This is a genomic window from Microbacterium sp. Y356 (assembly GCF_059445355.1).
In genome coordinates, this window is sequence record NZ_JCAIUE010000001.1 from 2,837,409 (window position 1) to 2,852,968 (window position 15,560).

13 protein-coding genes and 1 tRNA gene are annotated in these 15,560 nt (G+C 65.1%); 13 read left to right on the forward strand and 1 reads right to left on the reverse strand.

The genetic code is table 11. The annotated features are described in order from the left end of the window. Positions 1 to 139 precede the first annotated feature (139 nt). From gabT to nusG, 11 genes are all read left to right on the forward strand, one after another. Positions 140 to 1,501, forward strand: coding sequence for a 4-aminobutyrate--2-oxoglutarate transaminase (gabT, locus tag AC1C2Q_RS13570; RefSeq protein ID WP_495450511.1), 1,362 nt, complete (start codon positions 140 to 142; stop codon positions 1,499 to 1,501). A gap of 29 nt (positions 1,502 to 1,530) precedes the next feature. Next, positions 1,531 to 3,003, forward strand: a complete 1,473-nt coding sequence (locus AC1C2Q_RS13575) for an NAD-dependent succinate-semialdehyde dehydrogenase (RefSeq protein WP_495431616.1) — start codon at positions 1,531 to 1,533, stop codon at positions 3,001 to 3,003. Positions 3,004 to 3,014: 11 nt separating this feature from the next. Beyond that, the gene (locus tag AC1C2Q_RS13580; protein WP_495450512.1) at positions 3,015 to 4,376 is read left to right on the forward strand and encodes an NAD-dependent succinate-semialdehyde dehydrogenase; all 1,362 of its coding nucleotides are present in this window, start codon (positions 3,015 to 3,017) and stop codon (positions 4,374 to 4,376) included. A gap of 365 nt (positions 4,377 to 4,741) precedes the next feature. Then, positions 4,742 to 5,449: a FadR/GntR family transcriptional regulator gene (locus AC1C2Q_RS13585; RefSeq protein ID WP_495431618.1), complete on the forward strand. Its 708-nt coding sequence runs from the start codon at positions 4,742 to 4,744 to the stop codon at positions 5,447 to 5,449. Positions 5,450 to 5,575: 126 nt separating this feature from the next. Next, positions 5,576 to 6,979, forward strand: coding sequence for a four-carbon acid sugar kinase family protein (locus AC1C2Q_RS13590; RefSeq protein ID WP_495450513.1), 1,404 nt, complete (start codon positions 5,576 to 5,578; stop codon positions 6,977 to 6,979). A gap of 44 nt (positions 6,980 to 7,023) precedes the next feature. Continuing rightward, positions 7,024 to 7,914 carry an NAD(P)-dependent oxidoreductase gene (locus tag AC1C2Q_RS13595; RefSeq protein WP_495450514.1) on the forward strand — a complete coding sequence of 297 codons (891 nt, stop codon included), beginning with the start codon at positions 7,024 to 7,026 and terminating at the stop codon, positions 7,912 to 7,914. Positions 7,915 to 8,045: 131 nt separating this feature from the next. Continuing rightward, positions 8,046 to 9,470 (forward strand): GntP family transporter, encoded by a 1,425-nt coding sequence (locus AC1C2Q_RS13600; protein ID WP_495450515.1) that lies wholly within the window; start codon positions 8,046 to 8,048, stop codon positions 9,468 to 9,470. Between the two features lie 133 nt (positions 9,471 to 9,603). Beyond that, complete coding sequence (gene poxB / locus AC1C2Q_RS13605; protein WP_495431622.1) at positions 9,604 to 11,328, forward strand: ubiquinone-dependent pyruvate dehydrogenase; 1,725 nt, start codon at positions 9,604 to 9,606, stop codon at positions 11,326 to 11,328. A gap of 158 nt (positions 11,329 to 11,486) precedes the next feature. Next, positions 11,487 to 11,559, forward strand: a tRNA-Trp gene (locus AC1C2Q_RS13610). 40 nt (positions 11,560 to 11,599) lie between these two features. Continuing rightward, the gene (secE, locus tag AC1C2Q_RS13615; protein ID WP_495450516.1) at positions 11,600 to 11,863 is read left to right on the forward strand and encodes a preprotein translocase subunit SecE; all 264 of its coding nucleotides are present in this window, start codon (positions 11,600 to 11,602) and stop codon (positions 11,861 to 11,863) included. Positions 11,864 to 11,907: 44 nt separating this feature from the next. Beyond that, complete coding sequence (nusG, locus tag AC1C2Q_RS13620) at positions 11,908 to 12,960, forward strand: transcription termination/antitermination protein NusG (RefSeq protein WP_495450517.1); 1,053 nt, start codon at positions 11,908 to 11,910, stop codon at positions 12,958 to 12,960. A gap of 131 nt (positions 12,961 to 13,091) precedes the next feature. On the opposite strand, the gene AC1C2Q_RS13625 is transcribed toward nusG, so the two are convergent. Then, entirely contained in the window at positions 13,092 to 13,772 is a 681-nt protein-coding gene (locus AC1C2Q_RS13625) for a hypothetical protein (RefSeq protein ID WP_495450518.1), read from the reverse strand. A gap of 240 nt (positions 13,773 to 14,012) precedes the next feature. Between AC1C2Q_RS13625 and rplK the strand changes: the two genes are divergently transcribed. Together rplK and rplA are read left to right on the forward strand one after the other, a co-directional pair. Beyond that, the gene (gene rplK / locus AC1C2Q_RS13630) at positions 14,013 to 14,444 is read left to right on the forward strand and encodes a 50S ribosomal protein L11 (RefSeq protein ID WP_495431627.1); all 432 of its coding nucleotides are present in this window, start codon (positions 14,013 to 14,015) and stop codon (positions 14,442 to 14,444) included. 8 nt (positions 14,445 to 14,452) lie between these two features. Next, positions 14,453 to 15,142 (forward strand): 50S ribosomal protein L1, encoded by a 690-nt coding sequence (rplA, locus tag AC1C2Q_RS13635; RefSeq protein ID WP_495431764.1) that lies wholly within the window; start codon positions 14,453 to 14,455, stop codon positions 15,140 to 15,142. Positions 15,143 to 15,560 lie beyond the last annotated feature (418 nt).

Genomic DNA, 15,560 nt, shown 5'->3' on the forward strand with positions numbered 1-15,560 from the left:
GGCATCCTCTTCATTTCTCGAGATTCCCGAGTTTCCCGAGTTTCCCGAGTTTCCGAGATTGTACGATCGGGCGATCTCTTAGCCCAGATTGTACAGGGCGGCGAGTGCGCCGCGATGAGACCAGGCATACGCTCGCAATATGGCACTCCACGACGCAGCGACGACAGCTCTTCCTCTCGGCGGACCCGAGCTCGCCCAGGAACGACGCCTCATCACGGCGCTACCAGGACCGCGCTCCGCAGAGATCCTTGCGCGCAAGGCTGAAGCAGTGCCCACGGGTGTCGCACACACCGTGCCGATCGCCGCCGTCGCAGCAGGCGGGGGAGTCGTGGTCGATGCCGACGGCAACTCCCTCATCGACCTGGGTAGTGGCATCGCCGTCACGACGATAGGCAACGCGCATCCAAAGGTTGCCGCGGCGATCGCCGCCCAGGCCGCGCGCTTCACTCACACGTGTTTCATGATCTCCCCGTATGAGGAGTACATCGCCGTGGCCGAGGCGCTCAATCGCCTCACGCCGGGAAGGTTCGCGAAGAAGACCGCGCTGTTCAACTCCGGCGCCGAAGCCGTCGAGAACGCCGTCAAGATCGCCCGCAAGCACACCGGCCGCCCCGCCGTCATCGCCTTCGAGCACGGATACCACGGCCGCACCAACCTGACGATGGCGCTCACGGCGAAGGCCATGCCGTACAAGAGCGGCTTCGGACCGTTTGCGCCCGAGGTCTACCGTGCGCCCCTGTCGTACCCCTTCCGCGACGGACTCTCCGGCGCCGAAGCCGCAGCCCGCGCAATCACGCAGATTGAGAAGCAGGTGGGCGCTGACAGCACTGCTGCCGTAGTGATCGAGCCGATCCAGGGGGAGGGGGGATTCATCGTCCCCGCAGACGGGTTCCTTCCCGCCATCGTCGAATGGTGTCGAGCGAACGGCGTCGTCTTCATCGCCGACGAGGTGCAGACCGGCTTCGCTCGCACCGGCACGATGTTCGCCAGCGAACAGTTCGGCATCGAACCAGACCTCATCGCCACTGCGAAGGGCATCGCGGGTGGACTTCCGCTCGCCGCCGTCACCGGGCGTGCCGAGATCATGGATGCCGCCCACGCCGGCGGACTCGGCGGCACTTACGGTGGCAACCCGATCGCCTGCGCGGCCGCGCTCGCCGCGATCGACGTCTTCGAGAACGACGGGATGTTGCAGCGCGCACAGCAGATCGGCACACTGCTGCACCTGCGTCTGAACGCGCTTCAGGGAGCGGACTCGCGTATCGGCGACGTCCGCGGACGCGGGGCGATGACGGCGATCGAATTTGTCGATCCCGCCACAAAGGCTCCGGATGCCGCACTCACCGCCGCTATCGCGAAGGCGTGCATTGCCGAGGGCGTGATCGTCCTCACCTGTGGGACTTTCGGCAACGTCATCCGCTTCCTTCCTCCACTCGCCATCAGCGACGATCTGCTGAACGAGGGCCTCGACGTCCTCGAAGGCGTCCTCGCTGCAAATTGAAGACACACCGACCCATCCCAGGAGTGACCATGAGCACCATCGCACCGAACGAGCACGCCCTGCTCGACAGTATTCCGACCGGCCTCTTCATCGGCGGGGAGTGGGTCGAGGCCGAAGGCGGGCGCACCTTCGACGTGCACGATCCGGCGACCAACGCTGTGATCCGCTCGATCGCCGACGCGACCCCGGCTGACGGCATCCGTGCACTTGATGCTGCCGTCGCCGCGCAAGAAGGGTGGGCCGCGACCGCGCCGCGCGAGCGCAGTAACATCCTGCGCCGCGCTTTCGACCTCGTGCAGGAGCACAAGGAAGACCTCGCCCTGCTGATGACACTCGAGATGGGCAAGCCGCTCGCCGAGGCACGCGGAGAGGTCGTCTACGGCGGCGAGTTCCTGCGCTGGTTCAGCGAGGAAGCAGTGCGCATCTCCGGCCGCTACGGCAGCAACCCGGAGGGCACGGGGCAGATGATCGTCTCGCAGCGTCCGGTCGGGCCGTCGTTCTTCATCACGCCGTGGAACTTCCCGTTCGCGATGGCCACACGCAAGATCGCCCCCGCGCTCGCCGCCGGATGCACCGTGGTGATCAAGCCCCCGGCGCTTACGCCACTGACGACGATCTTCTTCACGAAGCTGCTCGAAGAGGCGGGGCTCCCCAAGGGCGTCGTCAACGTCGTTCAGACCTCGTCGTCATCGAAGGTATCGGCGCCGATCATCGCCGACCCACGGCTGCGCAAGCTCTCCTTCACCGGATCGACCGAGGTCGGCCGCAAACTCATCGCGCAGGCAGCGGAGGGCGTGCTGCGGGTCTCGATGGAACTCGGCGGCAACGCCCCGTTCGTCGTCTTCGAAGACGCCGATCTCGACAAGGCGGTCGACGGTGCGATGGCGGCGAAGTTCCGCAACATCGGCCAGGCGTGCACAGCTGCGAACCGCTTCATCGTGCACGCATCCGTCGCCTCGGAGTTCGCCGATCGGGTCTCCGAGCGGGTCAAGGCGATGACGATCGGACGCGGTACCGAAGACGGCGTCACGATCGGACCGCTGATCGACGCGGATGCCGTGGCGAAGGCATCCGCTCTTGTCGATGACGCGGTCGGACGCGGCGCTCGTCTGCTTGCCGGCGGATATGCCATCGAGGGAGAGGGCAGCTTCTTCCAGCCGACCGTGATCACCGATGTCGCGGCGGGCAGCGACATCCTCCGTGAGGAGATCTTCGGCCCGGTGCTGGCGATCGCCACCTTCGAGACCGAGGAGGAGGGCGTGCGCCTCGCGAACGACACCGAGTACGGTCTGGTGTCGTATGTCTTCACCGAGGATCTCGCCCGCGGGCACCGCATGATCGACGCACTCGAGACCGGCATGATGGGCCTCAACATCGGAGTCGTCTCGAACGCGGCCGCGCCGTTCGGCGGAGTCAAGCAGTCGGGTGTCGGGCGCGAGGGCGGTGCCGAGGGCATCCACGAGTACCTGTCCACGAAATACACGCTCGTCCCGAACAGCTGAGGGAGAACACCATGACCGACTACGCCGTGATCAACCCCGCAACGGGGGAGACCCTCGCCGAATACGACACATTCACGGATGCCCAGATCGATGATGCCGTCGCTCGGGCGCATGTCGCGGCATCCGTATGGGGCGCCACCGCGCCCGCAGAGCGCGCCACTGTGATCCGTCGGATCGCCGCGCTGCACCGCGAACGCAGTGCGGAACTCTCCGCGATCATCGTGCGTGAGATGGGTAAGCCCATCGCCGCGGCCGAGGGCGAGGTCGACTTCGCCGCCGACATCATCGAGTACTACGCCGACAACATCGAGCAGATCACGGCCGACCAGCCGCTGAAGATCCTTGGCGACGGCACGGCGGTCATTCGGCGCTCGCCGTTGGGTGCGCTGCTTGGCATCATGCCGTGGAACTTTCCGGCCTACCAGGTCGCGCGCTTCGCGGCTCCGAACCTCGCCATCGGCAACACGATCATTCTCAAGCACGCGTCGCAGTGTCCGGAATCTTCCGCCGCGCTCGAGGCGATCTACCGGGATGCCGGTCTGCCCGACGGCGCATACATCAACGTCTACGCGAGCAACGAGCAAGCGGCGACGATCATCGCCGACCAGCGCGTGCGAGGGGTGTCAATCACCGGATCCGAGCGCGCCGGCGCCGCGGTCGCCGAGGTTGCAGGACGCCACTTAAAGAAGGTCGCGCTCGAGCTCGGCGGGTCAGACCCTTTCATCCTGCTCTCCACCGACGATATGGATGCCGTCGTGCAGGCCGCCGTGGATGCGCGCCTCGACAACAATGGTCAGTCCTGCAACGGTGCCAAGCGCTTCATCATCATCGACGGGCTGTATGACTCCTTCGTGGAGAAGTTCGTCGCCGCGCTCGCCGCGGTCAGCGCCGAAGATCCGACACAGGAGGAGACCGTGCTCGGTCCGCTGTCTTCACTCGCGGCGGCCGAGCGGCTGCAGGCGCAGATCGACGGTGCTGTGGCACAGGGGGCGACGCTGCTCACCGGAGGCACCCACGACGGCGCATTCTTCGCCCCGACGGTGCTCGCTGATGTGATGTCGGGGATGGACGTGTATCGCGAAGAGCTGTTCGGCCCGGCCGCGGTCGTATATCGCGCGGCCGATGAGGATGCGGCCGTCGTGATTGCGAATGACACGCCCTTCGGGCTCGGCTCGTACGTCTTCACGACCGATGCGGCACAGGCCGAGCGCGTGGCAGACCGCATCGAGGCTGGCATGGTCTACGTGAACCTCGTGCTCGCAGACAGCCCTGAACTCCCCTTCGGCGGTGTCAAGCGCAGTGGCACCTCGCGCGAGCTGGGGATGCTGGCGGCCGACGAGTTCGTCAACAAGAAGCTCATCCGCACGGCGTGAGCCCGGCCGGCCCGGCCCGGGTGTCGCAGATGGTCGCATGGAACCAGGTTTGGCGGCCATGTGCGACCCCTCCTGCGTGGGCTGCCAGCGGCGGGTGTCGCACTTGGCCGCTTGCGAGCGGGGGAGGCGGCCATCTGCGACCCCCGCGCTGGGGAGCAATGGCAGGGGTCGCACATGGCCGCTTGAGGACGGGGTTGGCGACCATCCGCGACCCCTCTTGCGCGGGCTCCCAGCGGCGGGTGTCGCACTTGGCCGCTTGCGAGCGGGGGAGGCGGCCATCTGCGACCCCTCGCGCGCCCGCTCCCGCTCGTCGTGACTCGCCGTGTGCGGCGCACCGGGCCCCGACGCCGCGCTACCTTGGATGCATGAAGCCCGAACGTGTCTCCCGCACGCAGTCCGTCGTGGACGGCCTGCTCGATGCGATCATCGCTGGGCGCCTTGCAGCGGGTGAAACACTGCCCGCCGAGGCGGACCTCGCCACGCTGCTCGGGGTCTCGCGGCTAACGCTCCGCGAAGGCGTGCGGCTGCTGCAGGCGCAGGGTGTCATCGTGCCGGTGCCCGGTAGCAGGCACCGAGTGGCTCCGGTGGATGAATGGACGGGGCTCGAAGCCGTCGTGCGGTACTCGCGCAGCGGGGGAGCGCGCCGTCGTTCCTCACTCGACCTGATCGACATGCGAGTGATGTTCGAGACCGGAGCGGCCGAACTCGCCGCACCCAAGTGCACTCCCGCGCACATCGAGCAGTTGGAGACCCACCTGGACAACATGCGCTCGGCGCATTCGCACGGCGATGTCCCTGGCTTCGTCGATGCGGACCTTGCCTTCCACGATGTGATCTTCGCTGCCGCTGACAACCGCATTCTCGTGGCATCCGTTCGTCCGCTCACCACCATGCTGCAGGATTCACGCAGCGAGACCAGCTCGGTGCTTGAGATCCGCGAGCATGCGATCGCTGAGCATGCGTCGGTTTTGGATGCCATGCGCACCGGCTCTGCGGATGCTGCGCGGGAAGCGATGGTCAGCCACATGCGCCAGACCAGGGACGACCTGCTGCACTACGTACTCGGCGAGTAGGCGAGCCCTCGGCCGATAGCCAAGGATGACGCGGTTGCCGAAGTACAGATTTAGGCGTAACCTCGTTATCTGATATCGGATAGCCCCGCCGAATCATCAGAATCACCTCTGAACGAAGGAGTTCCTGTGCACGTCGATGCGCTTCTCGCCTCGCTGCCGGCACCCGCCCCGATCGACGCCGCAGAAGTGCGTGCCTCTCTCGATCCGCAGGGTGTGCTCGTCGTCCTGGACGATGACCCCACCGGCACGCAGTCGGTCGCGAACCTTCCGGTGCTCACTCGCTGGGAACACGAAGACCTCGCCGGGGCCTTCGCTACCGGCGCCCCAGCCGTTTACGTACTCACCAATACCCGCTCCCTCGATGAGTCCACGGCCACCGAGCGCAACCGAGAGGTCGTCGCCGTCGCGCTGGCTGCGGCATCCGAAGCAGGTCTGCACGTGACGTTCGTCTCGCGCAGTGACTCGACTCTGCGTGGGCACTTCCCGCTCGAGACCGACGTGCTCTCTGCCGAGATCGTCGCGCACGGCGGCGTCGCCCCCGAGTTGACGCTGCTCGTCCCTGCCTTCCCTGACGCTGGCCGCATCACTGTCAATTCCGTGCACTACTGGGTCGTGGACGGTGAGGCGACCCCGGTAGGGGAGACGCCCTTCGCCAAGGACGCGACCTTCGGATTCGCATCGTCCAACCTCCGCGACTGGGTCGAGGAGAAGACCGAGGGGCGGATGCCCGCCGACCAGGTCGCCGCCCTCACGATCGACATCATCCGCTCCGGCGTCGACGCCGTGGCGTCCTTCCTGCGCGAACTGCCTTCCGGCTCTGTCGTCGCGGTCGATGTCGTGGCGGAATCCGACATGCGTGTGGTCGCCCTCGCGCTGCACCGGATGCAGGATCGCGAAGTACTGCTGCGCGTCGGCCCGCCGTATGTGCGCGCCCACATCGGGCAGGACATCGCCGAACCGGTGCGCGCAGAGGACATCCCGTTCGCCTACGAGCGCGGCGGACTTGTCGTTGTCGGCAGCCACGTGCCGCTCACCACCCAGCAGCTCGAGGAGCTTCGCAAGCAGCGTCCTGACACGGTGACCATCGAGCTCGATGTCCGCAGCCTCATCGACGACCGTCGCGAGGCGCACCTCGATGCCCAGGCGGATGCCGTCGCCACAGCCCTCGCGAACGGATCGGTCATCGTGCACACCACGCGCGAACTCGTCACCGGCGCCAATGGAGACGAGAGCCTCGAGATCGCCCGCAAGGTCTCCAGCGGCGTCGTCGAACTGGTCCGCCGTGTGCTGGCGATCGCGCCACCGCGGTTCGTGATCGCCAAGGGGGGTATCACCTCGAGCGATGTCGCCAGCGAGGCGCTCGAGATTCGCCGTGCCACCGTGCTCGGCCCCATGCTCCCCGGCCTCGTCTCGCTCTGGCAGCCCCAGACCGGGCCCGCCGTCGGCATCCCGTACATCGTTTTCGCCGGAAACGTCGGCGATCCCGACTCGTTGGCACGCGTCGTCGCGACGCTCGCCGACGCGAACTGAGACTGCGAACTGAAATCGCGAACTGAGAATTGAAAGGTACTGAAATGACATCCACTGTCGCCGTCATCGGTCTCGGAGCCATGGGCCTGCCGATGGCCACCCGTCTTGCTGAGCGTTTCGAGGTGCGCGGTTTCGACATCGCCGCCGAGCGCATCACTCTCGCCGCTGAGAAAGGCGTGAAGCCGGCGGCATCTGCGGCGGAAGCCGTCGCGGATGCTCAGGCAGTGCTCGTCGCTGTGCGCAACGGGTCCCAGCTGAACGACCTGCTCTTCGGCGAGACGGCACTCGCCTCGCACCTCACCGACGGCGCAGTCGTCATCCTCACCAGCACGGTCGGCACCGACGGCATCGTCGAGATCGCAGACCGTCTCGCCGAGCACGGCGCCCAGCTGGTGGATGCTCCGCTTTCCGGTGGCCCTGTGCGCGCAGGCGAAGGCGATCTGCTGATCGTCGTCGGCGCGACACCGGCGGCCCTCGAGATTGCGCGCCCCGTGCTCGACCAGCTCGCGTCGACACTGTCGATCGTCGGCGAGAAGCCGGGCGACGGCCAGGCGCTGAAGACCGTCAACCAGCTGCTGTGCGGTGTGCACATCGCTGCTGCCGCCGAGGCGCTTGCTCTTGCCGATGCTCTCGGCCTTGACCGGGAGAAGACTCTCGAGGCTCTCACTGCAGGAGCAGCGAACTCGTTCATGCTCGGCAACCGCGGCCCGCGCTCCCTTCAGGCGTACGACGAGGAGGGTGCCGAGGTGCTCAGCCGCCTGGACATTTTCGTCAAGGACATGGGCATCGTTGGCAACGCGGCACGTGCTGCGCACCTGTCGACCCCCGTTGCGAATGCTGCCGAGCAGCTGTTCCTGCTCGGTGAGGCACAGGGTCTCGGCGCGCACGACGACTCCGCCGTGATCCGCGTGATCGCCCCCGCACGCCTTTCCTGACCTGAACTGACCCTGGCGCGACCGCGCCACGGATGGACACGGCGCGACCGCGCCACAGACTGACCCCGGCGCGACCGCGCCATGAACCCCCTCGGTGCACTTGCGCCAAGAGAACTGAAAGAAGAGATCCAGTGACGCTCCCTCTTCCCGCGCTGATCGCGATCGGAATCGCAGGCCTCGCCCTGCTGCTCCTGCTGATCATCCGCTTCAAGATGCAGGCTTTCTATGCCCTGATCCTCGTCTCGATCGTGGTCGGCCTCGCGGCCGGCCTGCCAATGACGACGATCGCCGCGACGGAAAGTACGCCCGAACAGCTGGGCATCATCCAGGCGATCATCGCCGGTGTAGGCGGAACGCTCGGCTCGGTTGCCGTGCTCGTCGCACTCGGTTCGATGCTCGGTAAGATCATCGAACTCTCTGGCGGTGCGGATTCGCTCGCCGGCAAGTTCACGAAGTGGCTGGGCCCGAAGCGGGTCGGAATCGCTCTCGTCGTCGCTGCCGCGATTCTGGCGATCCCGGTATTCTTCGACGCGGGATTCATCATCCTCGTGCCGATCATCTTCGCCTTCTCGAAGGTCGCCGGCCTCAACCCGATCAAGTTCGGCCTCCCCGTCGCCGGCATCATGCTCGCGGTGCACGTCGCCGTTCCGCCGCACCCCGGCATCGTCGGAGGCGCAACGATCCTCGGCGCAGACGTCGGCTGGATCACGATCTTCTCGCTCCTCATCTCGATCCCGCTCGCCGCGCTGGCGTTCTGGGCAGGCAAGCTCATCAACCGCCAAGAGTTCGCGATGATCGAGGCGACGAAGGAGATGTTCGACAACTTCGGCACCGAGAAGGCGTCCATCAACGCCGGTCTTCGCGACGGTGAGAAGGCACCTAGCGCCTTCACTGTGCTCGGGCTCATCCTGCTGCCGCTCGTGCTGATCATGCTCGGCACCGCCGTCGCCCCGGCGTTCGAGTCGGGCACCTTCTGGAACAGCTTCCTGTCGATGATCGGTCAGCCGATCTTCGCTCTCATGGTTGCCATCGCCGCGGCGATGTTCTTCCTTGGTGTGCGTCGCGGCTGGTCGCCTGCGAAGCTCGGCGAGGTCATGGAGTCGGCGCTGCCCGCAGCTGCCGTCATCATCCTCGTCACGGGTGCCGGTGGCGCCTTCGGCAAGATCCTCACCGAGACCGGTATCGGCGGCGCTGTCGCTGAACTGCTCGCAGGTAGTGGGATGCCGCTGCTGCTCGCCGCGTTCCTCATCTCGCTCATCATGCGCGCAGCTCAGGGCTCTGCGACCGTGGCCATCACGACCACGGCGGGCCTGTTGCTGCCGTCGGTTGCGGTGCTCGGTCTCGACACGATCCACATCGCGCTCGTCGCGATCGCCATCGGTTATGGCGCGCTCGGCCTCAGCCACGTGAACGACTCTGGCTTCTGGGTGGTCACCCGCTACCTCGGCCTTTCGGTCAAGGACGGCCTCCGTACCTGGACGCCGCTGACCACCGTGCTCGGTGTCGCAGGATTCCTCATCACCTGGATCCTGTACGCAGCCATTCCGATGAGCTGACACCACCCCGACCCGAGAGGTCCCGGCATCCGTCCCAGACGGATACCGGGACCTCTCGCTCTTTTTCACGGCGGAGCATGGGGGACATCGCTGAGACGGCCCGTGCCGATGTGGCGAACGGTAGCCTCGGAGCATGGTCACTGTCGCCGAGAACATCGTCCACACCCTTCGCGCCAACCACATCGATCGGGTTTACGGCATCCCCGGTGATTCCCTGAACGGGTTCACCGACGCGCTCCGCCGGGATGGCACCATCCGGTGGTTGCACGTGCGGCATGAAGAATCAGCCGCATTCGCGGCGGCGGCGGATGCGGCGATCACCGGCGAGCTTGCCGTGGTGGCAGGCTCCTGCGGCCCTGGAAACCTGCATCTGATCAACGGCCTGTTCGACGCGAATCGCTCCCGCGTTCCCGTGCTGGCAATCGCTGCGCACATCCCGACGCAGGAGATCGGCACCGGATACTTCCAGGAGACCCACCCGCAGGAACTCTTCCGCGAGTGCAGCGTGTACGTCGAGTTCGTATCTGACCCGATCCAGATGCCGCGCATCCTGGAGATCGCGATGCGTGCAGCAATCGAGCAGCGTGGCGTCGCCGTGATCGTGATCCCAGGCGAAGTGGCCCTCGCTGAGGTGCCGGTCGACCGTGCCAGCGTCATCGAACGGGCGCATCCCATCATCGTGCCTAACGGCGCAGAGCTCGAGAAGGCCGCTCAGCTGCTGAACGCGGCGAAGAAGATCACTATTCTCGCCGGAGCAGGCGTCGAAGACGCGCACGACGAGGTAATCGCTCTGGCAGACCGGCTCGGCGCGCCGATCGTGCATTCCCTGCGTGGCAAGGAGTTCATCGAGCACGACAACCCCTTCGACGTCGGGATGACCGGGCTTTTGGGCTTCGCCTCCGGCTATCGCGCGATGGAGGCCGCCGACACCGTGCTGCTGCTGGGCACCGACTTCCCGTATGCGCAGTTCTATCCCGAGGACGCCACCACCATTCAGGTCGACATTCGCGGCTCGCAGCTCGGCAGGCGGCATCCGCTCGATCTCGGCCTGGTCGGCGACGTGAAGGCGACCGCGGAGGCTCTGCTCCCGCGTATCGCGGAGAAGAGCGATCGCGCGCACCTCGATGACTCCGTGGCGCACTACCGGAAGACGCGCACCAAGCTGGATGAGCTGGCTGTGCCTTCCAAGGGCAAGAACCCGATCCATCCGCAGTATCTCGCTCGGCTGCTTGATGAAGCAGCGAGCGATGACGCGATCTTCACCGCGGATGTCGGCTCGCCGACAGTGTGGGCGGCGCGATATCTCACCATGAACGGTCGGCGCCGTTTGATCGGCTCCTTCGTGCACGGATCGATGGCGAACGCGCTCATGCACGGGATCGGCGCGCAGACGGCACAGCCTGACCGTCAGGTGGTCGCATTGGCGGGGGATGGCGGTCTGTCGATGATGCTGGGCGAGCTCATCACGCTGACGCAGAACAAGCTGCCGGTGAAGACGATCGTGGTGAACAACTCCTCACTCAACTTTGTCGAGCTTGAGATGAAGGCGGCCGGGTTCGTCACCTACGCGACCGACCTCGAGAACCCCAACTTCGCCGCCGTGGCTGAGGCGCTCGGCATCTTCGCCAGGAGGGTGGAGCGCAGCGAAGATCTGCCGGATGCCGTGCGCGAGGTGCTCGCTCACGATGGCCCAGCGCTGCTCGATGTCGTCACTGAACGACAGGAGCTCTCGATGCCGCCGGCGATCACGGCCGAACAGGTCAAGGGCTTCGCGCTGTTCGCCATTCGCACGGTGATGTCTGGCCGCGGCGATGAGCTTGTCGATCTTGCCAAGGCCAACTGGCGGCAGCTGTTCTGAGCCGCGGGGCTTCTCACGCGGGGCACGTCCGCAGCGCGTGAAGCGGGCTCTGTTCGCCGGGGTGCGCGGCATGCCCTACACTGGAGGAGCAGTTATCTGCATTCTTTTTCCGTGCCTTTGGGTGTGGGAAGGATGCAGATCCAGAGGCCCCGGTCTCTAGGGCGGTAGCTCAATTGGCAGAGCAGCGGTCTCCAAAACCGCAGGTTGCAGGTTCGATTCCTGTCCGCCCTGCGCGTCAGCGCAACGCTGACACACGAAAGGTACATTCAGGATGGATCACGACGAAACGCGCGGCGATATCGTCGCGTCAGGCGGCGCCGCCGGTGTGAAGAAGCTTGGCTTCTTCGGCCGTATCGCGCTGTTCTTCCGTCAGGTCATCGGCGAGCTTCGCAAGGTCGTCACTCCCACGCGTAAGGAACTGTTCAAGTTCACCTTGGTCGTGCTGGTCTTCGTGGCTATCATGATGGCTTTGGTCTACGGACTGGATGCCGCCTTCTCGTGGTTGACGGCCCAGGTCTTCGGAGTGCCGCAGTAAGCGTCACTCCCGCGGTTGCACCGCAATGAATGGAAAGAAATAACGTGGCTGAACGATATTCCGACGACGCCGACATGGCGACCGCCGCCGAGCAGTCCAGCGAGGACGACGAAGCTCAGGAGGGCAACATGCTCGCCGAAGAGGAGCGATCGGTCGAGCCGGCCGAGCACGCCGCGCTGCACATCGAGGGCGACGCGGATGACACGGACGTGGAAGGCGCGGAAGACATCGACATCAACGACCCGGAGGCAGACGCGATCGTGAACGACGCTCTCAACCTGGACGAGGCTGCAGAAACCGAAGCTGCCGCTGAGGTCCTCAACGACGCAGTGGCAGAAGACACCGCCGACATCGAGGCCGCAGCCGCTGACGAAGTGACTCCCTACGACGGCCCAGACGTGAACGGCGACGAGGATGCCGTGACCGACGAGGACGCCGAAGAAGAGGCTGACGCCGAAGAGGCCGACGCTGAAGAAGACCCGTACGAGGCATTCCGCATGGATCTGCGGATGCTGCCGGGCAAGTGGTACGTCCTCCACTCCTACGCCGGTTTCGAGCGCAAGGTGAAGGCCAACATCGAGCAGCGCAAGTCGACGCTCGAGGTCGAGGACGACATCTACCAGATCGAGGTCCCGATGGAGGACGTCGTCGAGATCAAGAACGGCCAGCGCAAGATGGTCACGCGCGTCCGGATCCCCGGCTACGTGCTCGTGCGCATGGAGCTCAACGAAGACACGTGGTCAGTCGTGCGTCACACGCCTGGCGTCACCGGTTTCGTGGGCAACGCGCATAACCCGACCCCGCTGCGTTTCGAAGAGGCCTTCAACATGCTGAAGGCACTCGTCGAGGTCAAGGACGTTCCGACCGCGAAGAACGTTCAGTCCAAGGGTGGCCTGGCTGTGGCCCGCCCGCTTCCCGCCGAGGTCGACTTCGAGGTCAACGAGACCATCACGATCAAGGAAGGCTCGTTCGCGGGTCTGCCCGGTACGATCAGCGAGATCAAGCCCGAGAGCGGCAAGCTCACCGTGCTCGTCTCCCTATTCGAGCGTGAGACGCCGGTTGAGCTGTCGTTCGACCAGGTCACGAAGATGCTCTGATAGACATACTCGTCAAAAGACGCCCCGCTCGGCTCCGGCCGGCGGGGCGTCTTTGTCTTGGTCGCAGTGTCTTTGGGTCAGTGCTTGCTCGCCCAGCAATCGCGTAAACGTACCTTTGCCGCCCGCGAAGGTCAGGAGAACATCTGGCTCAGCACGTCGAGATCGCCGACATCGAGCGCCTGTTGGATCACGTCGATGTGTTCCGGGGTGCTGAACATGTCGGACAGGCCATCGGCCCAGATCGCACGCATACCATCCACGTCGCCTGCGTCGGCCGCAGCAGCCATCGCCTCGATCGCCTGCTGGTAGGGAATCTGCTGGAACCCGCCGGGTGCGTCTACCGGGTTGTAGTACGGAATCCACGGGACATCGGGGTCGCGATCGAATCGCAGCACTTGGTCGGGATGGATCGTTCGTGTGTGGTTGAGCAGTGGGATACTCATCCCCATCTCGATGCAGAGCCGCGCGCCGATCGCATCCGGCGCGTCACCGGGCGCGACAGTGTAGGACACGATGTTGCCCTCGTCATCCATGCCAACGGTGCCTGCGGCGAGGTCACGTGCCCCCCGATCCACGAGCTTCCCGCTGATGTTCGCGCGCATGGTGCCGAAATGGATCTTGGCATAGTAGGCGCAGTCGTTAGCGTCGCTCTCGGCTATGGCCGGTGTTGGGCTCGGTTCGGGCGCGTGGTTCGCGGCGGGCTTCTGCGACGGATCCGCCTGCGCTGCAGTCGTGGCGGTGCACCCGGCGAGGGCGGTTGTCGCAAGGACGAGCGCGGCAACGACCGCGGTGAGCTTGGCTGTGCTGGGCATGCCCCCAATGTTGGCTTCTTTGCGGGGTGAACGCCAGCGGCCCGCGAAGGTTTCCTTGGGAGCAGCGATGACCGCTACCTATGCAGAGGACGGGCCTGCGATCGAGTAGCTGTCGGATGAGGTAGACTGACCTGGTTTGTGCGCCGCTTCGGCGTGCGCGAAACACACCGCAGTCCGGAACCGCCGGATTCGCGGGAGAAACGGATGCCTCGGCATCCGATTCGATGAGAGGAAGAGGAAATGGCACCTAAGAAGAAGGTGACCGGCCTGATCAAGCTTCAGATCAACGCCGGTGCAGCCAACCCAGCGCCGCCGATCGGCCCTGCGCTCGGTCAGCACGGCGTGAACATCATGGAGTTCTGCAAGGCGTACAACGCCGCGACCGAGTCGCAGCGCGGAAACGTCGTCCCCGTCGAGATCACCGTCTACGAGGACCGCAGCTTCACGTTCATCCTGAAGACCCCGCCGGCTGCAGAGCTCATCAAGAAGGCGGCTGGCGTCGCCAAGGGCTCGGCCACGCCGCACACGGTCAAGGTCGCGAAGATCACGAAGGACCAGGTCCGTCAGATCGCCGAGACCAAGCAGGCTGACCTGAACGCGAATGACATCGAGGCTGCAATCTTGATTATTTCCGGCACAGCTCGCTCCATGGGCATCACGGTCGAGGGCTAAGGGGAATAATCATGGCAAAGTCCAAGGCTTACAAGGCTGCCGCCGAGAAGATCGAGGCAGACCGTTTCTACACTCCGAGCGAAGCTGTTGCTCTCGCGAAGGAGACCGGCTCGGCGAAGTTCAACTCGACCGTTGAGGTCGCGCTGAAGCTCGCTGTTGACCCGCGCAAGGCGGACCAGATGGTGCGCGGCACCGTCATCCTCCCGCACGGCACCGGCAAGACCGCCCGCGTCATCGTGTTCGCCACCGGCCCCGCGGCCGAGGCAGCTATCGCCGCAGGTGCAGATGAGGTCGGCGGCGCCGAGCTCATCGAGAAGGTCGCCGCAGGTTGGACCGACTTCGATTCCGCCGTCTCCACACCGGAGCTCATGGGACAGGTTGGTCGACTGGGTAAGGTTCTTGGTCCTCGTGGCCTCATGCCGAACCCGAAGACCGGTACCGTGACTCCGAACACGGCTAAGGCCGTCGAGGAGATCAAGGGCGGAAAGATCGAGTTCCGCGTCGACAAGCACTCCAACGTGCACTTCGTCGTCGGCAAGGCTTCCTTCACCGCTGAGCAGCTTGATGAGAACATCAGCGCTGCTCTCGAGGAGATCGTTCGCCTCAAGCCGTCGAGTGCAAAGGGTCGCTACATCCAGAAGGGTGCAGTGTCGACCACGTTCGGCCCCGGCATCCCGCTGGACGTCAACGCCATCTGAGTATGACTCGAGAAGGGCCTCTGCCGGTATGGCAGGGGCCCTTCTGCGTGCCAGGAGCGCCGGCCCAGAAGGTGCGACACGCCAGGGATACCGGCCCGATTTGCCCGACCTCTGGATCCCGCGTAAGTTATTACTTGTTCGCCCCACAGGGAAGCGGAAAGGCCGAAAAGCCTCATCCCCCCTCAAGCGGAGAACCACCTCGAATCTCTCACTTGAGAGACCTGGTCGCTTGCGACTAGGATGAGGATCCCACCTCGTGGATAGCAGTCATCGGCTGCACATCGGATCTTAGATCCGGAAGCGCCGATTTGACAGCCTCTGCGAAAGGGATAAACTAGAGAAGTTGTCCTGAAGCTTTCTGAGCTTCGAACAATTACTCGAATTTGGGTCTTGCGGCGTGTCGGTTTGACATGCTGTG

Bases quoted from the DNA above. Each gene is read 5' to 3' on its own strand.
- gabT (WP_495450511.1), top strand. From the start codon at position 140: ATGGCACTCCACGACGCAGCGACGACAGCTCTTCCTCTCGGCGGACCC.
- AC1C2Q_RS13575 (WP_495431616.1), top strand. From the start codon at position 1,531: ATGAGCACCATCGCACCGAACGAGCACGCCCTGCTCGACAGTATTCCG.
- AC1C2Q_RS13580 (WP_495450512.1), top strand. From the start codon at position 3,015: ATGACCGACTACGCCGTGATCAACCCCGCAACGGGGGAGACCCTCGCC.
- AC1C2Q_RS13585 (WP_495431618.1), top strand. From the start codon at position 4,742: ATGAAGCCCGAACGTGTCTCCCGCACGCAGTCCGTCGTGGACGGCCTG.
- AC1C2Q_RS13595 (WP_495450514.1), top strand. From the start codon at position 7,024: ATGACATCCACTGTCGCCGTCATCGGTCTCGGAGCCATGGGCCTGCCG.
- poxB (WP_495431622.1), top strand. From the start codon at position 9,604: ATGGTCACTGTCGCCGAGAACATCGTCCACACCCTTCGCGCCAACCAC.
- secE (WP_495450516.1), top strand. From the start codon at position 11,600: ATGGATCACGACGAAACGCGCGGCGATATCGTCGCGTCAGGCGGCGCC.
- AC1C2Q_RS13625 (WP_495450518.1), bottom strand. From the start codon at position 13,772: ATGCCCAGCACAGCCAAGCTCACCGCGGTCGTTGCCGCGCTCGTCCTT.
- rplK (WP_495431627.1), top strand. From the start codon at position 14,013: ATGGCACCTAAGAAGAAGGTGACCGGCCTGATCAAGCTTCAGATCAAC.